This is a genomic window from Providencia manganoxydans (assembly GCF_016618195.1).
Lineage (GTDB): Bacteria > Pseudomonadota > Gammaproteobacteria > Enterobacterales > Enterobacteriaceae > Providencia > Providencia manganoxydans.
The window spans coordinates 409724-434429 of sequence record NZ_CP067099.1; the positions used below are offsets into that span (position 1 = coordinate 409724).

At 40.3% G+C, this 24706-nt stretch carries 23 protein-coding genes; 15 read left to right on the forward strand and 8 right to left on the reverse strand.

Features of this window, described 5'->3' with window-relative positions; genetic code table 11:
• The 5 genes from dppC to JI723_RS01810 all read left to right on the forward strand — a co-directional run bounded on the left by dppC (nucleotide 1) and on the right by JI723_RS01810 (nucleotide 5775).
• A complete protein-coding gene (dppC, locus tag JI723_RS01790) occupies nucleotides 1-903 on the forward strand; it encodes a dipeptide ABC transporter permease DppC (RefSeq protein WP_140179651.1) in 903 nt (300 codons plus the stop codon).
• A gap of 12 nt (nucleotides 904-915) precedes the next feature.
• Nucleotides 916-1896 carry a dipeptide ABC transporter ATP-binding protein gene (gene dppD / locus JI723_RS01795; RefSeq protein ID WP_140186273.1) on the forward strand — a complete coding sequence of 327 codons (981 nt, stop codon included), beginning with the start codon at nucleotides 916-918 and terminating at the stop codon, nucleotides 1894-1896.
• Entirely contained in the window at nucleotides 1893-2897 is a 1005-nt protein-coding gene (gene dppF / locus JI723_RS01800) for a dipeptide ABC transporter ATP-binding subunit DppF (RefSeq protein ID WP_070929409.1), read from the forward strand. Before dppD ends, dppF begins: the two co-directional genes overlap by 4 nt.
• Before the next feature lie 378 nt (nucleotides 2898-3275).
• Nucleotides 3276-3971 (forward strand): HAMP domain-containing protein, encoded by a 696-nt coding sequence (locus JI723_RS01805; protein ID WP_272580483.1) that lies wholly within the window; start codon nucleotides 3276-3278, stop codon nucleotides 3969-3971.
• A 304-nt stretch (nucleotides 3972-4275) separates the two neighbouring features.
• Complete coding sequence (locus tag JI723_RS01810; RefSeq protein ID WP_272580482.1) at nucleotides 4276-5775, forward strand: M16 family metallopeptidase; 1500 nt, start codon at nucleotides 4276-4278, stop codon at nucleotides 5773-5775.
• Between the two features lie 183 nt (nucleotides 5776-5958).
• Here the strand turns inward: JI723_RS01810 and JI723_RS01815 are convergent, their stop codons facing one another.
• On the reverse strand, nucleotides 5959-6963 hold the full coding sequence (locus JI723_RS01815) for a serine hydrolase domain-containing protein (protein WP_272580481.1): 1005 nt from the start codon (nucleotides 6961-6963) through the stop codon (nucleotides 5959-5961).
• A gap of 96 nt (nucleotides 6964-7059) precedes the next feature.
• Nucleotides 7060-7932 carry a LysR family transcriptional regulator gene (locus tag JI723_RS01820; RefSeq protein WP_272580480.1) on the reverse strand — a complete coding sequence of 291 codons (873 nt, stop codon included), beginning with the start codon at nucleotides 7930-7932 and terminating at the stop codon, nucleotides 7060-7062.
• 84 nt (nucleotides 7933-8016) lie between these two features.
• On the opposite strand from JI723_RS01820, the gene JI723_RS01825 reads away from it, so the two are divergent.
• A complete protein-coding gene (locus tag JI723_RS01825; protein WP_272580479.1) occupies nucleotides 8017-9078 on the forward strand; it encodes an NAD(P)H-dependent flavin oxidoreductase in 1062 nt (353 codons plus the stop codon).
• A gap of 44 nt (nucleotides 9079-9122) precedes the next feature.
• Here JI723_RS01825 and yhjD read toward each other — a convergent pair whose 3' ends face one another.
• The gene (gene yhjD / locus JI723_RS01830; protein ID WP_139158705.1) at nucleotides 9123-10118 is read right to left on the reverse strand and encodes an inner membrane protein YhjD; all 996 of its coding nucleotides are present in this window, start codon (nucleotides 10116-10118) and stop codon (nucleotides 9123-9125) included.
• A gap of 209 nt (nucleotides 10119-10327) precedes the next feature.
• A complete protein-coding gene (locus tag JI723_RS01835) occupies nucleotides 10328-10726 on the reverse strand; it encodes a DUF1090 domain-containing protein (RefSeq protein WP_070929404.1) in 399 nt (132 codons plus the stop codon).
• 230 nt (nucleotides 10727-10956) lie between these two features.
• Between JI723_RS01835 and JI723_RS01840 the strand changes: the two genes are divergently transcribed.
• The 3 genes from JI723_RS01840 to JI723_RS01850 all read left to right on the forward strand — a co-directional run bounded on the left by JI723_RS01840 (nucleotide 10957) and on the right by JI723_RS01850 (nucleotide 14455).
• Nucleotides 10957-11799, forward strand: coding sequence for a 23S rRNA (adenine(2030)-N(6))-methyltransferase RlmJ (locus JI723_RS01840; protein ID WP_140186267.1), 843 nt, complete (start codon nucleotides 10957-10959; stop codon nucleotides 11797-11799).
• Nucleotides 11800-12042: 243 nt separating this feature from the next.
• Nucleotides 12043-13395 (forward strand): glutathione-disulfide reductase, encoded by a 1353-nt coding sequence (gene gorA, locus JI723_RS01845; RefSeq protein ID WP_070929402.1) that lies wholly within the window; start codon nucleotides 12043-12045, stop codon nucleotides 13393-13395.
• Nucleotides 13396-13462: 67 nt separating this feature from the next.
• Nucleotides 13463-14455, forward strand: coding sequence for a hypothetical protein (locus tag JI723_RS01850; RefSeq protein ID WP_319067854.1), 993 nt, complete (start codon nucleotides 13463-13465; stop codon nucleotides 14453-14455).
• Nucleotides 14456-14457: 2 nt separating this feature from the next.
• Here JI723_RS01850 and JI723_RS01855 read toward each other — a convergent pair whose 3' ends face one another.
• The 3 genes from JI723_RS01855 to mobA form a co-directional block, all read right to left on the reverse strand.
• Entirely contained in the window at nucleotides 14458-14952 is a 495-nt protein-coding gene (locus JI723_RS01855) for a DUF2569 domain-containing protein (RefSeq protein WP_272580477.1), read from the reverse strand.
• A gap of 76 nt (nucleotides 14953-15028) precedes the next feature.
• Nucleotides 15029-15550 (reverse strand): molybdopterin-guanine dinucleotide biosynthesis protein MobB, encoded by a 522-nt coding sequence (gene mobB, locus JI723_RS01860; protein WP_140179791.1) that lies wholly within the window; start codon nucleotides 15548-15550, stop codon nucleotides 15029-15031.
• 2 nt (nucleotides 15551-15552) lie between these two features.
• A complete protein-coding gene (gene mobA / locus JI723_RS01865) occupies nucleotides 15553-16134 on the reverse strand; it encodes a molybdenum cofactor guanylyltransferase MobA (protein ID WP_420704844.1) in 582 nt (193 codons plus the stop codon).
• 329 nt (nucleotides 16135-16463) lie between these two features.
• Here mobA and JI723_RS01870 point away from each other — a divergent pair, with 329 nt between their 5' ends.
• From JI723_RS01870 to polA, 4 genes are all read left to right on the forward strand, one after another.
• On the forward strand, nucleotides 16464-16733 hold the full coding sequence (locus JI723_RS01870) for a YihD family protein (RefSeq protein WP_070929397.1): 270 nt from the start codon (nucleotides 16464-16466) through the stop codon (nucleotides 16731-16733).
• A gap of 6 nt (nucleotides 16734-16739) precedes the next feature.
• Complete coding sequence (locus JI723_RS01875) at nucleotides 16740-17735, forward strand: serine/threonine protein kinase (protein WP_272580475.1); 996 nt, start codon at nucleotides 16740-16742, stop codon at nucleotides 17733-17735.
• A 32-nt stretch (nucleotides 17736-17767) separates the two neighbouring features.
• Nucleotides 17768-18391, forward strand: a complete 624-nt coding sequence (gene dsbA, locus JI723_RS01880) for a thiol:disulfide interchange protein DsbA (protein WP_272580474.1) — start codon at nucleotides 17768-17770, stop codon at nucleotides 18389-18391.
• 366 nt (nucleotides 18392-18757) lie between these two features.
• On the forward strand, nucleotides 18758-21550 hold the full coding sequence (gene polA, locus JI723_RS01885) for a DNA polymerase I (protein ID WP_272580473.1): 2793 nt from the start codon (nucleotides 18758-18760) through the stop codon (nucleotides 21548-21550).
• Between the two features lie 184 nt (nucleotides 21551-21734).
• Here the strand turns inward: polA and tolC are convergent, their stop codons facing one another.
• Nucleotides 21735-23075, reverse strand: coding sequence for an outer membrane channel protein TolC (gene tolC, locus JI723_RS01890; RefSeq protein ID WP_337979744.1), 1341 nt, complete (start codon nucleotides 23073-23075; stop codon nucleotides 21735-21737).
• A 306-nt stretch (nucleotides 23076-23381) separates the two neighbouring features.
• On the opposite strand from tolC, the gene JI723_RS01895 reads away from it, so the two are divergent.
• Together JI723_RS01895 and spfP are read left to right on the forward strand one after the other, a co-directional pair.
• Complete coding sequence (locus tag JI723_RS01895) at nucleotides 23382-24164, forward strand: SDR family oxidoreductase (protein ID WP_272580471.1); 783 nt, start codon at nucleotides 23382-23384, stop codon at nucleotides 24162-24164.
• A 385-nt stretch (nucleotides 24165-24549) separates the two neighbouring features.
• The gene (gene spfP / locus JI723_RS19965) at nucleotides 24550-24597 is read left to right on the forward strand and encodes a small protein SpfP (protein ID WP_438361642.1); all 48 of its coding nucleotides are present in this window, start codon (nucleotides 24550-24552) and stop codon (nucleotides 24595-24597) included.
• Nucleotides 24598-24706 lie beyond the last annotated feature (109 nt).

Consider the following 24706-nt stretch of genomic DNA (forward strand, 5'->3'; position numbering starts at 1 on the left):
ATGTCTCAATCTACTGAGCCAACTGTTATCAGCGCCCCTAAGCCGATGACGCCATTTCAAGAATTCTGGTATTACTTTAAACGTAATAAAGGTGCGGTTGCTGGGATGGTTTATATCATCTTAATGATCTTAATCGCCATTTTTGCTGGTGTATTAGCACCTCATGCACCTGATGAACAATTCCGTGATTTCCTATTGGTTCCACCTGTTTGGGAGCATGGTGGTAGCTGGCAATTTATTTTAGGTACTGATGATGTGGGGCGTGACCTACTGTCTCGTTTGATGTATGGGGCGCGTTTATCTTTATTAGTTGGTTGCCTAGTGGTTGTCCTGTCATTGATTTCAGGCGTTACGTTAGGGGTCATTGCCGGCTATTTTGGCGGTGTGGTTGATGCCATCATCATGCGTGTTGTTGATATCATGCTAGCATTACCAAGCTTGTTATTAGCCTTAGTATTAGTCGCTATTTTTGGCCCTTCCATCGTCAATGCCTCTATTGCACTTACCTTCGTGGCATTACCTCACTACATCCGACTTACGAGAGCGGCGGTATTAGTTGAAGTTAACCGTGATTATGTGACAGCTTCGCGTGTTGCAGGGGCAGGTGCTGTTCGCCAGATGTTTGTGAATATTTTACCTAACTGTTTAGCACCATTAATCGTACAGGCTTCGCTTGGTTTTTCTAATGCCATCTTAGATATGGCTGCGTTGGGTTTCCTTGGCATGGGGGCTCAGCCTCCAACACCTGAGTGGGGCACAATGCTTTCTGATGTACTGCAATTTGCTCAAAGTGCTTGGTGGGTAGTGACTTTCCCTGGTTTGGCAATTTTATTGACTGTATTAGCGTTTAACCTGATGGGTGATGGGTTACGTGATGCATTTGATCCAAAACTCAAGCAGTGATGAGGTAATCTAATGGCATTGTTAAATGTAGAACAACTTTCGGTACATTTTGGTGATGAAGGTACCCCGTTCCGCGCCGTTGACCGCATCAGCTATAGCGTTGAGAAGGGGCAAGTGGTTGGGATTGTTGGCGAGTCAGGCTCTGGTAAATCAGTTAGTTCATTGGCAATTATGGGGTTGATTGATTACCCCGGTAGAGTCATGGCAAATGCGTTGCAGTTTGATGGTCGTGACTTGCTGACTATTCCAGAAAAAGAGCGTCGGCAGATTGTAGGGGCTGATGTTGCGATGATATTTCAGGATCCCATGACGAGTCTGAATCCCTGCTTTACTGTGGGTTATCAGATCATGGAAGCATTGAAAGTGCATCAGGGCGGTAGTAAAAGTACACGTAAACAGCGAGCGATTGACCTATTGGACATGGTTGGGATCCCTGATCCGAAATCAAGGCTTGATGTGTATCCTCATCAATTGTCAGGTGGTATGAGCCAAAGGGTGATGATTGCAATGGCAATTGCTTGTCGGCCAAAATTATTGATTGCTGATGAACCTACCACTGCGCTAGATGTGACTATTCAGGCACAAATTATTGAATTATTGCTTGAATTACAGCAGCAAGAAAATATGGCATTGGTACTAATTACTCATGATCTTGCATTAGTTTCTGAAGCTGCTCACCACATTATTGTGATGTATGCAGGTCAAGTGGTTGAGTCAGCAAAAGCGACTGATATTTTTAAACACCCTCGCCATCCCTATACTCAGGCGCTGTTACGTGCTCTACCTGAGTTTGCCACTAATAAATCAAGGCTTGCTTCTTTACCGGGGGTTGTGCCAGGTAAGTACGATCGCCCACAAGGTTGTTTATTAAATCCACGCTGCCCATATGCAACGGAGCGTTGTCGTGTTGAAGAGCCTGAATTGCGCTCAATTGGGGATAGACAAGTAAAATGTCACATGCCGCTGGATGATATGGGGAGGCCAACACTATGAGTGAAAATAATCATAAACCCTTGCTACAGGCCATTAATTTAAAGAAATATTACTCAGCTAAAAGCGGTATATTTTCGGCTGAAAAATTAGTGAAAGCACTTGATGGTGTTTCTTTTGAGTTAGAAAAAGGCAAAACGCTCGCAGTGGTGGGTGAATCAGGTTGTGGCAAATCAACGCTAGGCCGTTTATTGACAATGATAGAGCAGCCAACAGAAGGTGAGCTGTACTATCAAGATCAAAATTTGCTAGTGAAAGATAAAGCGGCAGAAAAATTACGTCGTCAGAAAATTCAAATTGTTTTTCAAAACCCATATGGTTCTTTGAATCCACGTAAAAAAGTGGGGCAGATATTGGAAGAACCTTTATTGATTAATACTTCACTGTCGAAAGAGCAGCGTAAAGAAAAAGTATTATCGATGATGGCGAAAGTGGGATTGAAAACAGAGCATTATGATCGTTACCCACATATGTTTTCAGGGGGCCAACGTCAGCGGATTGCGATTGCCCGTGGTTTGATGCTCGATCCTGATGTGGTTGTTGCTGATGAACCTGTTTCTGCGTTGGATGTTTCAGTTCGTGCACAAGTTCTAAATTTAATGATGGATTTACAGCAAGAACTTGGCCTTTCTTATGTGTTTATCTCACATGATTTGTCAGTAGTTGAACATATCGCTGATGAAGTGATGGTGATGTACTTAGGTCGTTGTGTTGAAAAGGGAACGAAAGAGCAAATTTTTAATGATCCTCTACATCCATATACTCAAGCACTGCTGTCTGCAACACCAAGGCTAAATCCTGATTCAAGGCGTGAGCGGATCAAATTAACAGGTGAGTTACCAAGCCCAATGAATCCACCTCCGGGCTGTGCTTTTGCCGCGCGTTGCCGCCGAGCGTTTGGTCAATGTACTCAGTTTCAACCGACACTTAAAGAGTATGATGGTCAGCTAGTTGCTTGCTTCGCCGTTGATGAAGATGAAAAAAATACCATGATTGTGAGTTAATCTTAATAAAATGGCAGAAAATATATTTTTTCTGCCATTACTTTAGGGAATTTTGCGTCTTTAACTGAAGGATTTGCTCCTTGTCTTAATTACATAAACTTTCATTTTTAACCGCTCATTTCTCGATAAAATCAAGTATACTCAGTAACACCCTATTATATTCATACCCCATAAAACCCGTCTTGTTGGGCGCGGTATCCGAATTTATATATATTTGGCTTGATTAATAGCCTGTATTCTATTGCAGTGATGTAATATTGGTTTGAAGTTGTACACTGGGTATGAAATGGTGTAGTGGGGGCGGTTTTGTCTGGCAATTAAGGCGCAGACAAAGAGTATGTAATCTAAAAGAAGCTTGGTGAAGAAGGTTTCGTTGACATGAAGACCCGAGTTCAGCGTTCATTGACATTAAAAAGTATGGTTGCATTTTTTGTGATCACGTTGATTTCGCTCGCCCTTTTTTTGGCAATTCAATTTAGCTATCTGCTTGAGCAAAGAAAAAGTGATTATCTGGATCAGCTTAGTAATGCGGTTGTGCAAATACAAAAACCACTCACTGAGTCATTATTAAGCTCTGATCTGAATGAAGTGAAGCGTTTGCTGGTCAGTTTAAAAACGTCAGGTATTATGGGGAAAGCTATCGTCACGGTAGATAATACCACTGTGATGAGTCTCGATTTTGCTACGGTTCGCCCTATCCCTGATTGGGCGATAAAATTTACCGGTATCCCTGTTGAGATGACGATACCTTTATATGCTTATGGTAATTCGTTGCTAACAGTCAAGCCACAAGGGTATTTGACGTTACAGGTCGACTCCAATCGTGTTTATCGTTTTGCCTTTAATACATTGGCTTTAATGATAACGACCTATTTATTGCTGGTTTTGATTATCGCAATTGCGATGACGTGGTGCGTAAGTCGAATGATTGTCAGGCCATTACGCAAAATTGCGTTAGAATTACAGGATGCCAATAATCAAGATATTCAAATTTCAAGTTATCATGAAGATGATGAAATAGGTTTATTGGCAAAAAGTTATAACCGTCAAAGAAAACAGCAAAATTCAGATTAACGGGTGAACATGTAGGGGGCTTTGTGGTCTAATAACGTTACTATACTCGTCATGCTTTAAGGCTACAGCCGTTTTCGCTGAGGTATGGTGATGATATTCGCTCACATCAATGACATGATGTGTATGTTTCTAGCGACTCACCCACTTGTCACCTAGCTGAATCTCGAATTATTTAGAGTATAGTGAGTATTATTAGAGTGTGAAATGAACCATATCGTTCAACCCTATAATTAACGCTTTTGGTTAATTTATCAGTCACACTTTTGCGGTTAAATACAAGGATAGAAAATACATAGGGGTTTACATGCAGGGGTTGAAAATTCGCTACACTATCAGTGTTGTACTATTATCAGTGGCTAGTTTTGCTAGTGCTGAGCCATTACAACCTGATCCAGCATGGCAGCAAGGGAAGCTAGAAAACGGCTTTAGCTGGCAGCTGCTACAGACACCGCAACGTCCTAACGACCGCATTCAACTTAGGTTAGCCATAAAAGCTGGCTCACTGTCAGAAAAGGCGAATGAAAAAGGCTATAGCTATCTCATTCCTAAAATGGCGTTATTGCATCAATCAGAAGCATTCCCCGCGACAACGTTACAAAATTTTTGGCGTCAGGCAACCGATCCTGATATGCCTATTCCACCCGCGGTGGTTTCTTACGACTACACAATTTATAATTTAAGCTTACCACACAATAAACCCGAGCTACTCAAACAAGCCTTGAATTGGCTAGCAACTTCTGCGGCTGGGGCCACCTACACAGAAACGTCATTGAGTAATGGTTTGAGTGTGACTAATGCGCCTGTTGCAACTTTACCTGTTGATGCGAGTGATCCTGTATGGCGTGCACGTCTGAAAGGCTCAGCCATGATGGGGTATGATCCCGGCCAAAAAATTAAGCATGATGTTGACCTTGAAAGCATTAACGAGTTCTATCACAAATGGTATACACCTGATGTGATGACATTATATGTTGCGGGTCATGTCGACTCACGTATGTTGTCGGATGCTATCTCACAGACTTTTTCGTCATTAGAGGGTAAACGCTCAGAGCCTGTTTCTGTTGCCGTACTATCACAGGTTAAACCACAATCTATTGATATCCTCCAAGAGAAACAAGTTAACGACTCGTTGTCTTTGATTTGGGATATTGATTGGCAACCAATCAATGATTCGGTGGTACTGTTGCGCTATTGGGGAAGTGACTTAGCGCGTGAAGCGCTATACCGCTCATTGCAAAAAACCTTTAACCAAAAATTCAGTCAAGATGAAGTCACATCTAATTTGGATTGCCGTGTTCAATACCAAAAAGCAAGCTGTACTTTGACTGTCGCTGCGGCTCCTGAAAAAATGATGGCGGTGGCTGATGTTGTGCTGAATGAGTTATCAACGATTAACCAAAATGGTATCTCACCTGAATTATTTGATGAGATGATCAATGAGAAGCAAGCTCAGCTTTCTCAACTGTTTGCTGCTTATGCACGTACTAGCACCGATGTCTTGGCTAGCCAGCGTTTAATTTCCCAGCAAAATGGTGTGGTTGATATTGCACCTGAGCAATACCAGCGCTTAAGGCAGTCTTTCTTAGTTGGGCAGACGTTAGAGCAAGTCAATATGGAAGTACGCCGTTTATTGTCCCAAGAGGCGGCTTTTGTCTTGACGCAACCGAAAGAAAAACAATTGATGGATGCGGAGCAAATTCGGCAGAAATTCACTAAAGTTTTATGGCCTCAAGCAGAGTCATCCTCTGCTGCTGAGGTTGGCTCTAATACCGCGAAAGAACCGGCAGTGAAAGCACCACAGTAACTATTTATTCTTTGAATAATTTCAGGTGCAGTTAGCTGATAAGTGAATGAGTTGCGAGCAGCAAAGATAAGTATACAACTAGTGTAAGTGAGCGTAGTCAGCATACCTTGATGAAAGCGCTTGTCACTTGAAGTGTAACGGGTATAGCCATTAACCTGATTAAGGTTAATGGCTAATCATTGATTAACCATGTGTGAGCATGGCTTCAATAACTTCAATTAATACTTCTCTTGACTGTTTATCATCAACAAATCCTGCCGCACTGGTTTTTGTACTTGGTGAGTAATAAGCGACAGAACCCCAAAAACCAAGGTGTGAATAGAGTGTCATGCCATTCACAATATTCACCATGATCCCTAAACGATACTCTTGTGCTCCTTCATGTTCACCAGCACTTAACATAATTTCTAGTGTTTCTGACTGCTCAAATATTTCCCCGTTGAATAACGCTTCAAGGAAAAGCGCCATTTGCCGAGAAGAGGTGATCAGCCCCCCGCCCCCGTAGAGATCCATTGATGCATGAATATGTGTGCCTTCGATCTCTTTCAAATATTGACGAGCACGAGGAGCCTCAGTGGTCGGTTGCTCTAAACACTCCCAATAAGCACTATCTAGTCCTATTTTATTGAAGTTTAACAATGTTCTGACTGCGAGGCCAAGTGATTGGCCAGTAAGGCGCTCAATAATATCACCGAGTAAAATATAACCAGTATCTGAATAAATAAAGGTTTCAGAAGGTGCAATTATCGGAAACTGCTTGCGTGTATAGAGCTCTATTTGTTCCAAGCGACTCCATTGATAATTGGGCTTAGCAAGTACTTGTTTGAGATATTGCTCATCAGCGTGATCGAACAACCCGCTGCTATGGTTAAGTAGATGTCTAATCGTAATATTATGCGTGTTATAATTTTCACTCAGTAATTGATTGAATTTAGGGTCGATATGCTGCGAAATTGCATCATTTAGCGACAACTTTCCCATTTCAACTAATCTTAATATGGCGGCTGCTGTGAAGGTTTTGCTATTACTGGCAATGCGCAATGGGGTATCAACCGTTAGTGGTTGGCCAGAAAGGTCGCTACCTCTTGCACAGAATGTACTGATGCTATTTTTTATTTGATTGTGATAGTACAAAACAACGCCGCAAGGTAGATCTTCTAATCGTTGCATATATTGTGCTGTGCTCATTTTGCTAATCCCCTTAATGCTTCAATACTGTATGAATGTTGTATGTGTTTTATAAGATACTTTAATTGTTTCAAAAGCATGTGTTCAGAAAGGCTCTTAGGTGCAAGTTGAGACGATTAGCGATTGAAATGCATCAAAAGCGGGCACTTGATAACCCCTTCGATAAATTAAATAGGTATCACACTCTACAATAGGCAATGAATTAATTGATAGCTGCTCTTGAGGCATTGATTGAAGTAATTTTTCAGGCAATAAAGCCACGCAACTTCCTGCACTGACACAAGCTATCATGGCATGGTATGAGCTGAGTTGATGGATATGCCAATCAAGTTGACTAGGAATATTCAACCACTGTTCAGCGATATATCGGTAGCTACAGCCAGCCGCAAAGGTAGCTAGAGAGCGCGTTTTGATATCTGAAGGACATCTGGCTAATTTATCTTGTTCAGGTAGCAGTAAGAGCAATTGCTCTCGCCATATTTTTATTGCTTGTATCCCCATTTCATTGAGTTGGTGAACATCATATCGCCCTGATGCAACAAACGCACAGTCAAGCTTTTCACTACTTACTTGTTCGATTAAATCCTTTGATGTTCCTGTAGTGAGTAGTAACTGTGTTGTTGGGTTTTTTTGATGATATGTTGCAAGTAATGAAGGCAAACGACACGCAGCGGTACTTTCCATACTGCCTATTCTGAGTTGACCACCTTCTCGGCCTAAACTGGTGACATGGCGTGCTTCTTGCTCTAAAGCAAGCAATCGATGCGCATATTGTAAAAAGCGTGAGCCTGCTTCTGACAGTAGCATTTGTTTACCTTGACGGATAAACAGCAGCTCCCCGAGATCGGCCTCAAGTTGCTGAATTCGTGTTGTAATGTTTGATGGTACTCGCCCAAGGCGAGTGGCTGCACGCGTCACACTGAGTTCTTCAGCGACCGTACAAAATATTTTCAGTGATTCAGAGTTCATTTTCTTTTATTGTGAATATGATGCTATATTTATTCTTAATTATAGAATGATAGCAGTAAACTTACCTCATAAAAAGGAAGAACAATGAATAATTCAGCGTTATTTCTACAACGTTTTGGCCTGCGCTACCCTATTATTCAAGCACCTATGGCAGGTATTTCAACACCTGAGCTGGTTGCTGCTGTATCAGAGGCGGGTGGATTAGGCTCTTTAGCTTTAGGGGCAAGCTCAGTTGAGCAAGCAAGAAAAATGATCGCGGCGACTCAAGCGCTAACGAATAAGGCATTCAATGTGAATGTATTTTGCCATTTAACACCAACTCGTGATGCTAAAGTAGAACAAGCTTGGGTTGATTATCTCTCGCCAAAGTTTGCTGAGTTCAATGCGGTTCCACCTGTGCAGCTTTCGGAAATCTACCAATCTTTTTTAGATAACCCTGAAATGTTAGCGTTATTTTTGGAAATGAAACCTGCCATAGTTAGCTTCCATTTTAATCTGCCTGCAAAGCATGTTGTTGAACAGCTACAATCTCAGGGAATCTACACCATGGGAACCGCAACCAATTTAGCTGAAGCTCTATTGATTAAAGAGACCGGTATTGATGCGATTGTTGCCCAAGGCATTGAGGCCGGTGGGCATCGCGGTATGTTTAATGTCGATGCGGATGATGAACAAGTAACCACTTATGATTTAGTGCAATTACTATCACAACATATTGATCTGCCAATTATTGCCGCTGGCGGCATTATGGATGGACAAGATATTTTAATCGCTCTTGAAAAGGGAGCCGTGGCGGCTCAGTTAGGTACTGCGTTTATTTTATGTCCTGAATCAGCGGCGAGTGATGCCTATCGGCAAAAACTTAAAAGCCAAGAGGCGGCTAATACGCAATTGACTGCGGCTATTTCAGGGCGTCCAGCAAGAGGTATAGTGAATCAGTTTATTCGTATTGCTCAGCAAGAAAATTGCCCGAAAGTACCTGATTATCCGATAGCTTATGATGTTGGTAAGCAGCTAAATGCGGCTGCTAGCCAATCTGGTAGTGATGATTTTGCTGCTCACTGGGCGGGTCAAAATGCATCTAAAGCACGTGAAATGCCAGCAAAAGAATTAATAAAGGTATTAGTTAAAGAAATGAATATTTAAAATTATTTGTTGATGGGGATGGCAAACCATCCCTTCAATATGTTCTATGGCGTGAGTGTTTGATTGTCTTTACTATCTTTTGGCTCATCGGTCGCTATCCATGCCGCGCAAAACAGCGTTAGCCTAGCGAAGAAATAGAAAAATGCCATCAACCCAATCACAGAACCAAATGCCGCGCCAGAGGGTGATGAGGCTAGATTTGGTAAGATCCAAGTCATGATGGTTTTAATCACTTCGAAGCCAATTGCTGCCAATAAAGTGCCTTTTAATAAAGAAGAACGGCGGTGTTGCATACGTGGTAGGATCCAAAAAATCCATAAAAACAGTAAGAAGTTAGCCGTAATCGAAATCGCTAGACCAATCAGTGTCCAAACGGGCCTTAGCCATTCAATACCATCTAATCCAAGTGTTCTTACTATGGTGGCTTGCGCAGAGCCTGCGACAGAAGTCAGTGTGATGGTCACGATCAAAGCAACCAGTAAACCGATTAAAGCAAGAAAATCACGTAAATAGCGGAAATAGATTTTTTCGTGTTCATCTTCATTACGCTCCCACACTGGGCGTGATTGCGCCAAGATGGCTAATCGCAAGTTATTAACCCAATTGACCCCCGAATAGACCGCTAACGCTAAACCCGTTAGTCCTACGGTTGTGCGTTGGCGAATAGCAGTATCGATAGTTCTTTCTAAGGTGCCAGCAAGTGTTGGGTCACTAATACTAGTCGAGATTCCACGTATTAGGCGTTCTAATAGCTCTGGATTGCTGGCTAGCACGAAACCGGCAGCCGCAAAGGTAAACATTAATACGGGGATCAGAGACAGAAAGGAAAAATAGGTGATCGCTGCACCGAACTGGTTACCCATTCGGTCGGTAAAACGTTGTGCGGTACGGATCAAATGTGCAATAAAAGGGATCGCACAAATAAAATTCACAACCCGCATAGAAAATGTGAGTGCCTTTTTACTATTATCGATACTTTTATTCAGTGTAGATTTTAATTTGTTGGTGTCTTTTTGCTCTTCATCCTGCATATTCGACATTCTATCCCCTTTGCTACTCATCATGTGTTTTATCTAGTTTTCGCTATAATATAGCTTAAATTAACCAAACTTTTTACCTCAAAGCCTATTTCAATTTACAAATAGGCTTTGAGGCCTCATGACTATGTTATATAAACAGGGTTAATTACTGTTTTTATCTACTTGTAACACTTCAAGGTATAGAGTTGCTCACCTATCTGTTTCTTGAATTATTTTGAATATAACTCAAGTTCAGCTTGGGCTTCCTTCAATTCAGCTTTAGCTTCTTCTAGTTTACGTTCACGTTTAGCAATTTTAGCATTATCGCCTGTTTCTTTTTCTTCGAGCAATTCAGCTTCTCTTTCTTGAACCTTTTCCTGTTTTTGGGCTACATTTTTTTGACTATCACGATAAAGCGACTCAGGTGTACAATAAGTATTCACATTATCTAGAGCTCTTTGTAACCCTGCAATGCGGTGTGTATTACCGTGCTTTTTGGCGTAATCAATTTGAGTTTCAATCTTTTGTTTTTTAATATCGCAGCCATTTTGTTTGTTGGTGGCGGCGAATGCAGAAGTTCCTGTTAACAACAGAACGGTAGTTGTGGTTGCTATGATTAAATTACGCATTTTTACCTCTCAATGACATTTTAATTTAATTTAGGATAACTTTTTATTTTGCTGAGGTCATGTTAAATTCATCAAATTAGGAATAGTGCTAATTTGAACGAAAGTTCGCTATACTATCGCAAGATAAAAACAGCTCATTCAGTCTATTTATTCACAGACTATCTTTAAAGAATTTATTCGATAGTTGCCATGCGGGTGACTATGGAATTTCCTCAGGAAATAAGAGTATCATGCTAAGTTACCGCCACAGTTTTCACGCAGGCAATCATGCAGATGTGCTAAAACATACTGTTCAAAGCCTCATCATCGAGTCTCTCAAAGAGAAAGAAAAGCCTTTTCTATATGTTGATACCCATTCAGGTGCTGGCCGCTATCAATTAACGGGTGAGCATGCAGAAAAAACGGGCGAATATCTGCAAGGAATTGCGCGGATCTGGGAACAGCCCGACTTACCTGAAGAACTTGTTCCTTATATGAATATTGTTCGCCAAATGAATGATAGTGGGCGACTACGTTATTACCCAGGCTCGCCTTTACTGGCTAAGTATTTATTGCGTGAGCAGGATAAATTAGCCCTGACTGAGTTACACCCTACCGATTACCCGTTATTACGAGCGGAATTCTCTCGTGATGCACGTGCACAAGTTTCTAAAGGCGATGGATACCAACAGTTAAAAGCCAAACTTCCACCTCCGAGTCGTCGTGGTTTTATGTTAATGGATCCACCTTATGAACTGAAATCGGATTACGAAGCTGTTGTAAAAGGCATTGTTGAAGGATATAAACGTTTTGCAACAGGGACTTATGCTATTTGGTATCCAGTGGTATTACGTCAACAAATCAAGCGAATGCTCAACCAATTGGAAGCCACAGGGATCCGCAAAATACTGCAAATTGAGTTAGCTGTGCGCCCTGATAGTGATCAACGTGGTATGACTGCATCTGGCATGATTGTCATCAATCCGCCATGGAAACTTGAACAGCAAATGAAAAATGTTCTGCCTTGGTTACATAAAACACTTGTCCCAGAGGGAACAGGGCACACGTTAGTTGAATGGGTTGTACCTGAATAGGCAAAACCTATTGCATTAAAAGGAAATTCCTATCCATTGAAACTATTGTGCTTAGAGGGATAATTAGCATAATGGTAAGTATTAGCTTTTTAATTAATCAATACTCTAAATAGTTCGAGATGCAGGTAGGCGGCAAGCGAAGATAGACGGGGAGCATAGATGAACTATGTGACTCGGCCAGCGGAGCGCAGCCAACAACCCTGCATCTTGAAGTATGACGAGTAAAAATGGGATAACCAAGTTATGAGCAAGCATTACGACTATATTGCAATTGGTGGTGGTAGTGGCGGCATTGCTTCGATGAACCGAGCAGCGATGTATGGACAAAAATGTGCCCTGATCGAAGCGAAAGCATTGGGTGGAACCTGTGTAAACGTCGGTTGTGTACCAAAGAAAGTGATGTGGCATGCTGCACAAATTTCAGAAGCGATCCGTGCTTACGGTCCTGACTATGGTTTTGACGCGACAATTAACCGTTTTGATTGGAAAACTTTAATTGCGAGCCGTACAGCTTACATTGATCGTATCCACCAATCTTATGATCGTGTTTTAGGTAATAACAAAGTTGATGTGATCCACGGCTTTGCCCGTTTTGTTGATGCACACACTGTTGAAGTCGATGGTGAAATTTATACCGCTGATCATATTTTAATTGCAACGGGCGGTCGTCCTGTGATCCCTGCTATTCCAGGTGCAGAGTATGGTATGACATCGGATGGTTTCTTTGAATTAGAAGAGCTACCAAAACGTGTTGCTGTGGTTGGTGCTGGCTATATCGCGGTAGAGCTTGCAGGGGTATTAAATGGTCTTGGTAGTGAAGCGCATCTATTTGTGCGTAAACATGCACCGCTTCGCTCATTTGATCCTCTGATTGTTGAGACGTTAGTGGAAGTAATGAACACTGAAGGTCCAACGCTGCACACTGAATCAGTACCAAAAGAAGTGATTAAGAATGCAGATGGTTCTCTGACTCTGAAGCTAGAAAATGGCAAAGAGCAAACGGTCGATGTGTTGATCTGGGCAATTGGTCGTGAGCCAATGACAGATAACCTAAATATCGAAGCGACTGGTGTAGAGCTGAATGATAAAGGTTATATCAAGGTTGATAAATACCAAAATACTAATGTTGCAGGTGTTTATGCGGTAGGTGATAACACGGGAGCGGTTGAATTAACCCCAGTTGCTGTTGCCGCAGGTCGCCGCTTATCTGAGCGCTTATTTAATAATAAGCCTGATGAACATTTAGATTACAGCAATATACCAACGGTTGTATTTAGCCACCCACCAATTGGTACTGTTGGATTAACTGAGCCTGAAGCGATTGAAAAATATGGCGCAGATCAGGTCAAATGCTATAAGTCATCATTTACGGCGATGTACACTGCTGTGACCTCTCATCGCCAGCCATGCCGTATGAAATTAGTGTGTGCGGGGGCTGATGAGAAAATTGTCGGTATTCATGGTATTGGCTTTGGCATGGATGAAATCTTACAAGGCTTCGCAGTAGCGCTGAAAATGGGTGCAACGAAGAAAGATTTCGACAATACCGTGGCGATTCACCCAACTGCGGCAGAAGAATTTGTCACGATGCGTTAACTACCTCAGTAAATAGGTCATATAATAGGCTGAATCTATTGGATTCGGCCTTTTTCTTGAGTGATTGATGAAATCTTATTTATTACTTTGTTTATTTCTTATATTTGGAAATTCTTTTATGGCCTCAGCAAAAGGAATGACCTCTTTTTACTCATATCTTGATAAAGAAACTCAGCTTGAGGGAAAAATATTTATCGATGGACAGTTGATGGCAACACTGGATCCTACTAATCAATCATCTCACGTTAATACGACTCCTGCTTCTATCGCTATGTTTTCAATTCCTGAAAATGCGCAAACTTTGAAAATAACTGGCTCTTTAATTAATTCAGAAGGGAAAAAGCGCCATTTTGACCATCAATGTAAGATTGTTGATATTGGCGTGGAGACAGCGGCATTACACGATGATAATCGTACGGTGATACAACGGTTACAAGCGCTTTTCAATTTACTGGATGATGATAATTATTTCGAAGAAAATACAGGTAATACATTAGCCCTAAAAGCGAATCTACCAACAAAAGAATTTTATCAAGAGATTGAAAAACGTTTAAATGTCACCCTGCCTGAAGTGATTAAAGTGATTGATCAATATGATATTGAAATGAGTAATGAGGGTTATTTTGTTGATGTTAAAGACATGGGCAATGTACTTGATTTTTTAGCAGAACGCTCATTTCCCGAAGACTTTATTGACGCACTATCTGCTGATAGTAGGGTCGGAAAGCTTTATCAACGTAGCTTAGTGGTTTATTTTTTTGTTGGAGATGGCTATGAAATGTTAGCTTGGGATCCTCAGGGGCAGTGGTTTTGGGTTCATGACCATGATATTTATTCTCCAGTCTTTTTTAAAGAGAGCCAAAAAAAATTCACTGATGAGGATGTCGTAGTGACAATGCTAGCTTCCTATTTTCTTGGTGATTTTATGTTTGATGATAATATCTGTTTTGTTGACTCGGCTCATCCAAGAGGAAATATAACTATCTCTTTCAAACGAAAAGGTTTTTATTCTTCTAAATTGATCCCTATATTTAAAAATAGGAGTTTTGAGTGGAGGTAATGTTATTTGGTAAACACCACATTGATCCGGTTTGATAGTAAGAAATAAGGGATCCAGATCACGACACCAATAATACCGGATATGACATTGCCTAAATCGGTGAATTTGAGCTGTATGCCATATAACATAGTAGGAATAACAGTAAAGTATAATGAAGCAAGCAGTGAAAAGATATAATAGGTAATCATCACTTTACGTATGCCTTTTTTACGCATGAAAAAACGCCATGAAGCATAGAGTGTGATCAGAAAGTTGAGGAGTAAGCACCCCATTGCTCCAATTAAATAGCTGTTCAAAAAACTACCATGCTTTAAATAGCTGAATATTACCTGTGTAAAATGATAAAGCTCCCAAGGAATAACCAATAGACTAATAATTAAACCTAATGCAGGTAGATAAAGTACATCATTAATTTTAGTCATCTCAATTTGTTCACATCGGTCACATAGGCCTGATGCTTTATTTGCTTCAACTAAATTGCATTCATTACAATTCATCGACCTATTTCCTATGTTTAATCAAATACGACATTAATAAAGCGTGGCCTATTTTTTCTCGATAAGCCACATATAGTTACTGGCTTTTTTGCCACCAAGACTCAATATAATCAGCGATTTGCTCAGGATTATTAATATCCAACTGGGGCAACACAGTATCGATAATTTGATTGCTTGCAACGGCAATGACATGTTGATCGAGCAGATCATCAAGAGGCTTTCCGACTTCAGCTCTAAACAAGGCGATTTTGCTGATCGTTTCATGTTTAAACCCTTCAACCAATATCAGATCTAGTGAATTTGCATCAAAACGGCTAGCAAGATATTGCAGATCTAACTCTGTATCGTTATCAGGTGTTTCCGTCATTAGCGCCCAACGTTTTTGGCTTGCCACCAGCGTTTGATCGGCACCTGCTTTACGCAACTCATAGCTGTCTTTACCTGGTTTATCAACATCCATATCGTGATGGGTATGTTTGACTAAACCAACTCGAATATTGCGTTGACGTAGTAATGGGATCACTTTTTTTAATAGGGTTGTTTTACCTGTACCACTGTATGCAGTGATAGCAAGTAGGGGTAGCGATTTCTGGTTCATCATTATTTTTGTTGCAGCTCCCAGTTGAGACTCTCTTCGGGTGTGTTCAAGTTAGTAAATGCGCCTAATTGTGATGGAAAAACAACGCATTTTGCGGCGATTTCCTGCATAAAGAACATTAGCTTACGCTCTCCTCGGGCGAGATATTCATCTAATTTTGGTGCGAGAGAACGATGAATTAAAGCAAATGTAGGATGGTCACGTTCAGTATCATTCGCATAGCAAGCGAGGCTGTCACCTTTATTTTCAAAGAATGTTACCGCAAGATCTAATGGAAATGCAGGAACATCACAAGGAACAAATAATAGCCATTCTGTTTTGGCTGCGTGCAATGCTGCTTGCATACCAGCGAGCGGCCCAGAAAAATCTTCGGTAAGATCTGAAATAACTGGGAACCCACTTTGTTGATAACGTGCTTGATTACGATTAGCGTTGATCATCAATTGCTCGACTTGAGGTTCAAGGCGCTCGGCAATATGTTGGTAAAGTGGTTTATCAAGTAAAGTGATTAGGCCTTTATCTTGCCCGCCCATACGTCGGCCTAAGCCGCCAGCCAAAATCACCCCTGTAATGGATTGTCGCATGTTCAATATCTCTGAAGATCTTCAATAAAATGTTTCAACATACACAAAAACACATATTCGTTAAAATTTATACGCTAAATAATGCGAGTTATAGGCTGGCGATAAACTAAGATAGGCGGGGAGTATAGACAAACACTATGACTCAACTCGCTAAGCGTCGTTAGTGTACCTTAATGGAAGCCCTGCATCTTGGAGTATCACGAGTATATAAATTCAACGAATATTCATGCATATTAAGGTTAAACTTTACGTAGCTTGACATCAATTCGCTTTTTCTCTTGTATGATATCAATTAATTTGGCCTAAATATTTGTGATGAAGGAATATACATGAAATGCCATCGCTTAAATGAAGTTATTGAGCTAATACATCCTGTATGGAAGGACAACTCAGATCTAAATCTTGTTGAATTATTGCAAAAACTAGCTGATGAAGCAGGGTTTAAAGGCTCATTATCTGAGTTAACGGATGATGTACTGATTTATCATCTGAAAATGCGTGGTACAGAGAGTAATGAAGCGATCCCTGGTTTGAAAAAAGATTATGAGGAAGACTTCAAAACGGCATTATTACGCGCCCGCGGTATTATAAAAGACTAACATGCAATGAATAACGTTGAACAATCGCATTTTCATTTTAGCGAAATATCCCCTGATTTAATCCTTGATGCGCTGATGGAAGCGGGTATTTACCCTGAATCAGGATTAACTGAGCTAAATAGCTATGAGAATCGGGTTTATCAGTTTCAAGATGAAAACCGTAAACGCTTTGTAGTCAAATTTTATCGCCCTGAGCGTTGGAACCGTTCACAAATTCAAGAAGAACACGATTTTACGCTTGAATTACAAGATGCTGAATTACCTGTTGCCGCTCCGCTCGAATTTGCAGGACAAACCGTATTAGAGTTTGGCGGTTTTATGTTTGCTATTTTTCCGAGTATTGGTGGTCGTCAATATGAAGCGGATAATCTATTCCAACTGGAAGAAGTTGGTCGCTTATTAGGTCGTACCCATCAAATCGGTAAAAAAAGTACTTTTATGTTTCGCCCTACACTAGGGGTAACCGAATATCTTGATCAACCTCGCCAAATCATGGCGCAAACTGAGTTGATTGCGTCAAAGTGGAAAGAAACCTTTCTCGAATCGCTGGATAAATTAATCGCTCAAGTGAAAAAAGATTGGCCGGTTATTACATCACCGCTGCGTTTACAGGGAGATTGTCATCCGGGGAATATCTTATGGCGTGATGAGGCATGGTTAGTGGATTTTGATGATGCACGCAATGGTCCAGCAGTACAAGATTTGTGGATGCTATTGAATGGTTCTCGCCAAGAGCAAGTGCTTCAACTGGACACTTTGCTTGAAGCTTATAATGAGTTTTGTGACTTTGATGTGAAAGAACTTAAGTTAATTGAACCGCTAAGAGCGATGCGAATGGTTCATTACTTAGGGTGGATTATTCGCCGTTGGCAGGATCCTGCTTTTCCAAGGGCGTTTTCATGGATCAGAGAGGACGATTTTTGGCAAAGACAGTCTATCGAATTTGCTCAGCAACTTGAACGGTTGCAAGAGCCACCTTTGCAGTTAGCCCCTCAATTTTAATAACTCAATGAGTTTTTTGGAGAATATAGTATATGAAAAAAATTATGTTGGCGTTAATTGGTATAGCCATGTCATTTGGGGCTGCCGCCGCAAATTATACGGAAGGTAAAGAGTACACTGATATTAAACAACCAGTGCAAAACCTACCGCAAGTGTTAGAGTTCTTCTCTTTCTATTGCCCACATTGCTATCAGTTTGAAAATGTGTACAAAGTGCCGCAAACGGTAGAAAAAAATCTACCAGAAGGCGTGAAAATGGAACGCTACCACGTTGACTTTTTAGGCCCATTAGGTCCAAACCTAACTCAAGCGTGGGCAGTCGCGATGGTGTTGAAAGTTGAAGATAAAGTCACGCCAGTTCTGTTTGAAGGTATTCAAAAAACACAATCTATCAACACGCCTGCGGATATCCGTAATGCCTTCGTTAAAGCGGGTGTAAGTGGTGACGAGTATGATGCAGCACTGAATAGCTTTGTTGTAAAATCACTGGTTGCTAAACAGCAAAATGCAGCTCAAGATCTTAAACTGCGCGGGGTTCCAGCAATGTTTGTTGATGGCAAATACCAAGTTCGCAATAATGGTATTGCGGTTGAAAACGCAGCAGACTATGCGAAAGAGTTCTCTAACGTAGTGAACTATCTCGTTAATAAAAAATAGCCTTCTCTTGTGGCGGTGCGGTTTGCCGCCACATTTCAAAAATTGTCACACTCCGTAATCAATATCCACAATAGAGCAAAAATACTTTTTTTGCGCAGGATCAATGTTCATGTAGCTAACTCATTGATTTTATTTTCTTGTTTAACTACTTGATCTTTTCTTAGTTATTGAATCTAAGCCAGAACGCAGTTTTGCCCACAGAGTTATCCACAGGTTATAATAACCATTAACCATCAGAAAAAACATCAAAATAACGTGAATAATGTCTTGGTCGATTTTGAGTAGATGCAAACTCAACGTGTATCTGAAAGCACATTGTGGCATCCTATCAGCATTCATTCCTGACAAAAAAGATGATGACAGATTATGGCTCAGATAGCAGAAAATCCCCTTATATTGGTAGATGGTTCATCTTACCTGTACCGTGCTTATCATGCATTCCCACCACTAACCAACAGTGCGGGTGAACCGACAGGAGCCATGTATGGTGTGCTCAATATGTTGCGTAGCTTGATTATGCAATATAAGCCAAGCCATGTGGCTGTCGTCTTTGATGCTAAAGGAAAAACATTTCGTGATGAATTGTTTGAAAGCTATAAATCACACCGTCCACCAATGCCTGATGATTTACGTGAACAAATCGCACCATTACATGAAATGGTTGAGGCGATGGGGCTACCATTATTAGTGGTTTCAGGTGTTGAAGCTGATGACGTCATTGGTACGTTGGCAAGACAAGCGAGCCAAAAAGGGATCCCTGTTTTGATCAGCACGGGTGATAAAGATATGGCACAGCTGGTGGAACCGAATATCACTCTTATCAATACCATGACCAATACTATTCTTGGTCCTCAAGAAGTTGAAGATAAGTATGGTGTACCACCTGAGCTGATCATCGACTTTCTTGCACTGATGGGCGATTCATCAGATAACATTCCGGGCGTACCAGGGGTCGGTGAAAAAACGGCTCTCGCCTTATTACAAGGGATCGGTAGTTTAGAAAAAATCTATAATTCTTTAGATGATATTGCTCCGCTTGGTTTTAGGGGATCTAAAACCTTAGCGCCAAAAATGGAAGAAAATCGTGAACTGGCCTTTCTTTCATACCAACTTGCTACCATCAAAACAGATGTTGAACTCGAAAAAACCTGTGAGGAATTAGCGGTATCTGAGCCTAATGTCGATAAACTCCATCAGTTATTTAGTCGCTACGAATTCAAACGTTGGCTCGCTGATGTTGAAAGTGGCACATGGATGGATGCTAAAAATGGTAAGAGTTCAGCACCAACAGCCACTAAGTTTGAAAAGAAAGTAGAGGCAATTGTTGCAGCACCAATACTCAACGCTGAAAATTATCAAACTATTTTAGAGCAGGCTGATTTAGAGCGCTGGGTCAAAAAACTCGCCTCCGCACCACTGTTTGCCTTTGATACCGAAACCGACAGTTTAAACACACAAGAAGCGCGTTTAGTCGGTATGTCATTTGCTATTGAAGCAGGACGAGCGGCTTATTTACCTTTGGGTCATGATTACCTTGATGCGCCAGTACAATTGCCACTAGACGATGTTTTGGCTGCAATGAAACCGATATTAGAAAATGACAAAATATTGAAGGTTGGCCAAAATTTAAAATATGACGCTGAAGTGCTGCTCAACTATGGTATTGAGTTAAAAGGTATCGAATTTGACACTATGCTAGAGTCTTACGTGCTAAATAGCGTTGCAGGCATGGGGCGTCATGATATGGATAGCTTAGCTGAGCGCCATCTTAACCATAAAACGGTATCATTCGAAGAGATCGCAGGTAAAGGTAAAAAGCAGCTCACTTTCAATCAAATAGCACTTGAGCAAGCGGCAAATTACGCGGCGGAAGATGCCGACGTCACCTTGCTACTGCACCAAGCGTTGTACCCGCAGCTTGAAGCTGAGCCTAAACTGAATAAAGTGTTCCGTGAAATTGAAATGCCATTAGTTCCCGTTCTAGTCAGAATGGAGCGCACTGGTGTATTAATTGATGCGAATGTTTTAGCGGCTCAATCGAAACAAATTACCGCCCGTTTAGCTGAGCTCGAAAAAGAAGCCTTTGAATTAGCAGGTGAAGAGTTCAACTTGGCTTCGCCAAAACAATTACAAACTATTCTTTTTGAAAAGCTGCAATTACCCATTATCAAAAAAACGCCAAGTGGAGCAGCCTCGACCAATGAAGAGGTGTTGGAAGAGCTAGCGTTGGATCATGCGCTGCCTAAACTACTACTTGAGCACCGTAGCTTGGCAAAATTGAAATCAACCTACACTGATAAGCTGCCACTAATGATTAGCCCGAAAACCCAGCGGGTACATACTTCTTATCATCAAGCTGTTACTGCGACGGGCCGATTATCATCTCGTGATCCTAACTTGCAAAACATTCCAGTGAGAACAGAAGAAGGCCGTCGTATTCGCCAAGCATTTATTGCACGTAAAGGCTACAAAGTGGTTGCGGCAGACTATTCACAAATTGAATTGCGTATAATGGCTCACCTATCGCAAGATAAAGGGTTATTAACCGCATTTGCGGAAGGCAAAGATATTCACCGTGCAACCGCAGCAGAAGTATTTGGCGTTCCGCTTGAGCAAGTAACAAATGATCAGCGCCGTAGCGCTAAAGCGATTAACTTTGGCTTAATTTATGGTATGAGCGCATTCGGTTTGGCGCGTCAGTTAGGGATCCCTCGTGGTGAAGCGCAGCGTTATATGGATCTCTATTTTGAGCGCTATCCAGGTGTGTTGCGTTATATGGAAAACACTCGCCACCAAGCGTCGGAACAAGGCTATGTAGAGACATTAGAAGGACGTCGTTTGTATCTTACTGATATTAAATCAAGTAATGGAATGCGCCGGAAGGCTGCTGAGCGTGAAGCGATCAACGCACCAATGCAAGGAACCGCAGCGGATATTATCAAAAAGGCTATGATCGCCGTTGATAGCTGGCTGCGAGCAGAGAAACCTAATGCTGATATGTTAATGCAAGTTCATGATGAATTAGTATTTGAAGTGAAAGAAAGTGAATTAGATGGGGTGATCGCAAAAGTGCGTGAACTGATGGAACAAAGTATGCAACTTGATGTTCCGTTGAAAGTTGATGTCGGTATTGGTGAGAATTGGGATGAAGCTCACTAAGTAAAATCAGATCTGAGTCGGATAATAATTTATTCGACTCAGGTTTATTTAAATATATTAGGTTAAGTTTCTATATATTCTATTAATATATAGAATATATATGAAGATTTGATATTATTATTGAAGTTTAAACTAGTTATAAAATCAAGATTACCAATCATAAAAAAATAAGCTTTTTATATTGTTAACTGGGAATAAATATTTCATCTTCTAGCATGTTATTGATACGTTGAATGCTATTTTCATTTAAAGATCCTTGTAAATACTCCATTTTTAATTGGTTGATAATGTAATCGTATTGAGCATTCGATAATTTTTGTTTTGATTGATAAAGAGCGGAAGTTGCGGACAGCACATCGACAATGGTACGTGTGCCTACTTGATAACCTGCTTCTGTAGCATCCAATGAGCTTTGAGTCGAAACGGTAAGTTGCTTATAGGCATTAATATGACTGATTGATGATAAGATATCATTGTATGATGAGTTGACTTGGTGGATAAGTTTTCGAATATCGCTTTCAAGTTGCTCTGTTTTAGCTTGAAAATCATATTGAGCTTGTATGACTTGAGAATTAACCGCATTGCCTTGATAAATTGGTAAATTTAATGAGAGAGCCGTTTGGTTTTTTCCAGAATGATTATTTGTTTTATACAGATTTTCGAAACTATTTTTATCATACTGAGTACTATTGAGAGTTGTAGAGGCATTTAAAGTCACTACCGGCAAATGCCCACTTTTAGCGAGAGATATTTTATCATTTGATATTTCTTGTGTAAGTCGAGATTTTAATAAGCTAAGGTTTTTAATTCGAGCATTTTCAAGTAGAAATGTGATGTTATCGGGTTTGGTGGGTTGTAACTTATTAATATTGAGTTTCGCTAATTGAGTATATTGTACCCCACTGATTTTTCTTAATATCTCAACTGAATTCTTCAATTCGTTGTAACCTAGAACTTCTTGAGCAATGATACTGTCATAGTTAGCTCTCGCATTTTGTACATCAGTGATGGTGGTTAGCCCTACATTAAAGCGTTGTGTCGTTTGATCTAGCTGATTATAAACAGCAAGTTTATGGGCTTTTAGATAAGTGAGAGCATCAATAGATTTCAATATATTAAAGTAAGAAATAGCTGTTTCTAACAAAAGATCTTGTTGACTTACTTGATAATTAATATTTGATACAGCAGCATTCTTTTCTTGGATGGATAATGATTGCCATTTAGATATATCAATTATGGATTGTATTACATGTAGAGATACTTCGGAGTTTTTAATGTTTTTTTTGTTATTTATTTCATCACTATTTTTATAACTTGAATTAGCAGTGACATTTAGCTGAGGAAGTAATGGGCTACGAGCCTCATCTATTTTTTTATAGGCTTGATAACGCTCACTTTCTATTTTTTTTAATACAGGATTGTTATCTTTCGTTATTTTATAAATTTGCAATAAGTCCTCTGCGTTACAATTATAACCTATAATTATTGAACTCATTAAAATAAATAATTTAATTATTTTATTCATTAGTGTTGATTCCTAATTAGTTTCTGAAAATTTTTAAATGGGATATCAAGAAAGATATTTTAATTAAATTATAACTCTGCTATTAAAATGTAAATATAAAAAATCGAATTTAAAAATTTAATTTAATGTATATGTTTTGCTATATAAGCCCACTTGATTAAGTTAGGGTGAAAATGAGTTTATTGTACTATCGAACGTAATCTATATTTAGTTCCTAAGAACGATTGTCACAGTACATTTTTTTACCTCAATATAGCGTTTTATCTTTTGTGGCGACAGGCTTATCTCAGAGCCAAAGGATTAATCATGGAACGCTTATTTTCTCCAACTGCATTTCAAGGGCAGGTAGTACTCGTCACTGGTGGCGCTCAAGGTATTGGTTTAGCGATTGTTGAAGCCTTTGCTAAATTAGGTGGTTTAGTCATTGTAGTGGATTTACAGCGTCAAAAGGCACAGCAAGTCGCCACCTCATTAACTGAGCAGGGTTATCACGTTGATGCAGAAAGTTGTGATTGTTCTGTACAACAGCGAATTAGTGCATTAGTGGCAAAAATAGAACGTGAATATCATCGATTAGACATTGTGGTACATAATGCGGCCTATTTTCCATTGACTGATTTTATGCAAATTGATGAGCCATTATTACAGAAAACGCTGAGTGTTAATTTAATAGCACCATTCTATTTAACCCAAGCGGCTCAGCCGTTAATGAAAAAGCAAGGTGGTGGACGTATTTTGATCACCTCTTCAGTCACTGGGCCAAAAGTGGCTTATCCAGGATTAGCTCACTATGCGGCTTCCAAAGCAGGAGTGAATGGTTTCATTAAAGCTGCGGCACTTGAATTAGCCCCTTTTGGGATCACTGTTAATGGTGTCGAACCGGGTATGATCCGTACACCCGCCATGGCTAATTTAGGTGATGAACAGCTTAATCAGAGTATTGCGCGGAATGTGCCATTAGGGCGCTTAGGTGAAGGGGAAGATATTGCCGCGGCGATGGTGTTTTTAGCATCGCCTGTAGCGAGTTATATTACAGGACAAACCATTGTTGTAGATGGCGGGGCATTGTTACCCGAGACAACGATTTAATCAGCAACAGCCTACATTTCCAATCGAGGTGTCTTACAAGTGCCACAATGTAAGAATGGCCTTTATTCTTTTGTTATAAAACTGTCACGATTGCTAGTTATCATGATTGGTAATGCAAGCTTTTACAATGACTATTTATTCATATTATGAATGAATAGTTTATTTTTTGCTCTTATTAGCGTCGTTATACTTAGTTAGTAAAAAAATTTACATTACATATTAATGCGACTTAGCTCTCATAAATATGTAATAAAAATACGGTTTTTGGCTTTTGAAACGATGTTTTATTCGCTGAATCGTAGTAAGCATTGAAAAAAAATTACATAAAAGCTTTTTTTTGTGCAAAGAATCAAGTAAAGTATACGGCGTAGGGTACAGAGGTAAGATGTTCTATCTTTCAGACCTTTTACTTCACGTAATCGGATTTAGCTGAATATTAGCTGCTCCAGTCAATATTTTTGACTGGAGCATTTTTTTATCTGAAATTCGACGTATTGATATAAATCTGCCGTTATGCGCCAACAGCATGACGCACAAGGAAA

Bases quoted from the DNA above. Each gene is read 5' to 3' on its own strand.
- dppC (WP_140179651.1), top strand. From the start codon at position 1: ATGTCTCAATCTACTGAGCCAACTGTTATCAGCGCCCCTAAGCCGATG.
- dppD (WP_140186273.1), top strand. From the start codon at position 916: ATGGCATTGTTAAATGTAGAACAACTTTCGGTACATTTTGGTGATGAA.
- dppF (WP_070929409.1), top strand. From the start codon at position 1,893: ATGAGTGAAAATAATCATAAACCCTTGCTACAGGCCATTAATTTAAAG.
- JI723_RS01805 (WP_272580483.1), top strand. From the start codon at position 3,276: ATGAAGACCCGAGTTCAGCGTTCATTGACATTAAAAAGTATGGTTGCA.
- JI723_RS01810 (WP_272580482.1), top strand. From the start codon at position 4,276: ATGCAGGGGTTGAAAATTCGCTACACTATCAGTGTTGTACTATTATCA.
- JI723_RS01815 (WP_272580481.1), bottom strand. From the start codon at position 6,963: ATGAGCACAGCACAATATATGCAACGATTAGAAGATCTACCTTGCGGC.
- JI723_RS01820 (WP_272580480.1), bottom strand. From the start codon at position 7,932: ATGAACTCTGAATCACTGAAAATATTTTGTACGGTCGCTGAAGAACTC.
- JI723_RS01825 (WP_272580479.1), top strand. From the start codon at position 8,017: ATGAATAATTCAGCGTTATTTCTACAACGTTTTGGCCTGCGCTACCCT.
- yhjD (WP_139158705.1), bottom strand. From the start codon at position 10,118: ATGTCGAATATGCAGGATGAAGAGCAAAAAGACACCAACAAATTAAAA.
- JI723_RS01835 (WP_070929404.1), bottom strand. From the start codon at position 10,726: ATGCGTAATTTAATCATAGCAACCACAACTACCGTTCTGTTGTTAACA.
- JI723_RS01840 (WP_140186267.1), top strand. From the start codon at position 10,957: ATGCTAAGTTACCGCCACAGTTTTCACGCAGGCAATCATGCAGATGTG.
- gorA (WP_070929402.1), top strand. From the start codon at position 12,043: ATGAGCAAGCATTACGACTATATTGCAATTGGTGGTGGTAGTGGCGGC.
- JI723_RS01850 (WP_319067854.1), top strand. From the start codon at position 13,463: ATGAAATCTTATTTATTACTTTGTTTATTTCTTATATTTGGAAATTCT.
- JI723_RS01855 (WP_272580477.1), bottom strand. From the start codon at position 14,952: ATGAATTGTAATGAATGCAATTTAGTTGAAGCAAATAAAGCATCAGGC.
- mobB (WP_140179791.1), bottom strand. From the start codon at position 15,550: ATGAACCAGAAATCGCTACCCCTACTTGCTATCACTGCATACAGTGGT.
- mobA (WP_420704844.1), bottom strand. From the start codon at position 16,134: ATGCGACAATCCATTACAGGGGTGATTTTGGCTGGCGGCTTAGGCCGA.
- JI723_RS01870 (WP_070929397.1), top strand. From the start codon at position 16,464: ATGAAATGCCATCGCTTAAATGAAGTTATTGAGCTAATACATCCTGTA.
- JI723_RS01875 (WP_272580475.1), top strand. From the start codon at position 16,740: ATGAATAACGTTGAACAATCGCATTTTCATTTTAGCGAAATATCCCCT.
- dsbA (WP_272580474.1), top strand. From the start codon at position 17,768: ATGAAAAAAATTATGTTGGCGTTAATTGGTATAGCCATGTCATTTGGG.
- polA (WP_272580473.1), top strand. From the start codon at position 18,758: ATGGCTCAGATAGCAGAAAATCCCCTTATATTGGTAGATGGTTCATCT.
- tolC (WP_337979744.1), bottom strand. From the start codon at position 23,075: ATGAATAAAATAATTAAATTATTTATTTTAATGAGTTCAATAATTATA.
- JI723_RS01895 (WP_272580471.1), top strand. From the start codon at position 23,382: ATGGAACGCTTATTTTCTCCAACTGCATTTCAAGGGCAGGTAGTACTC.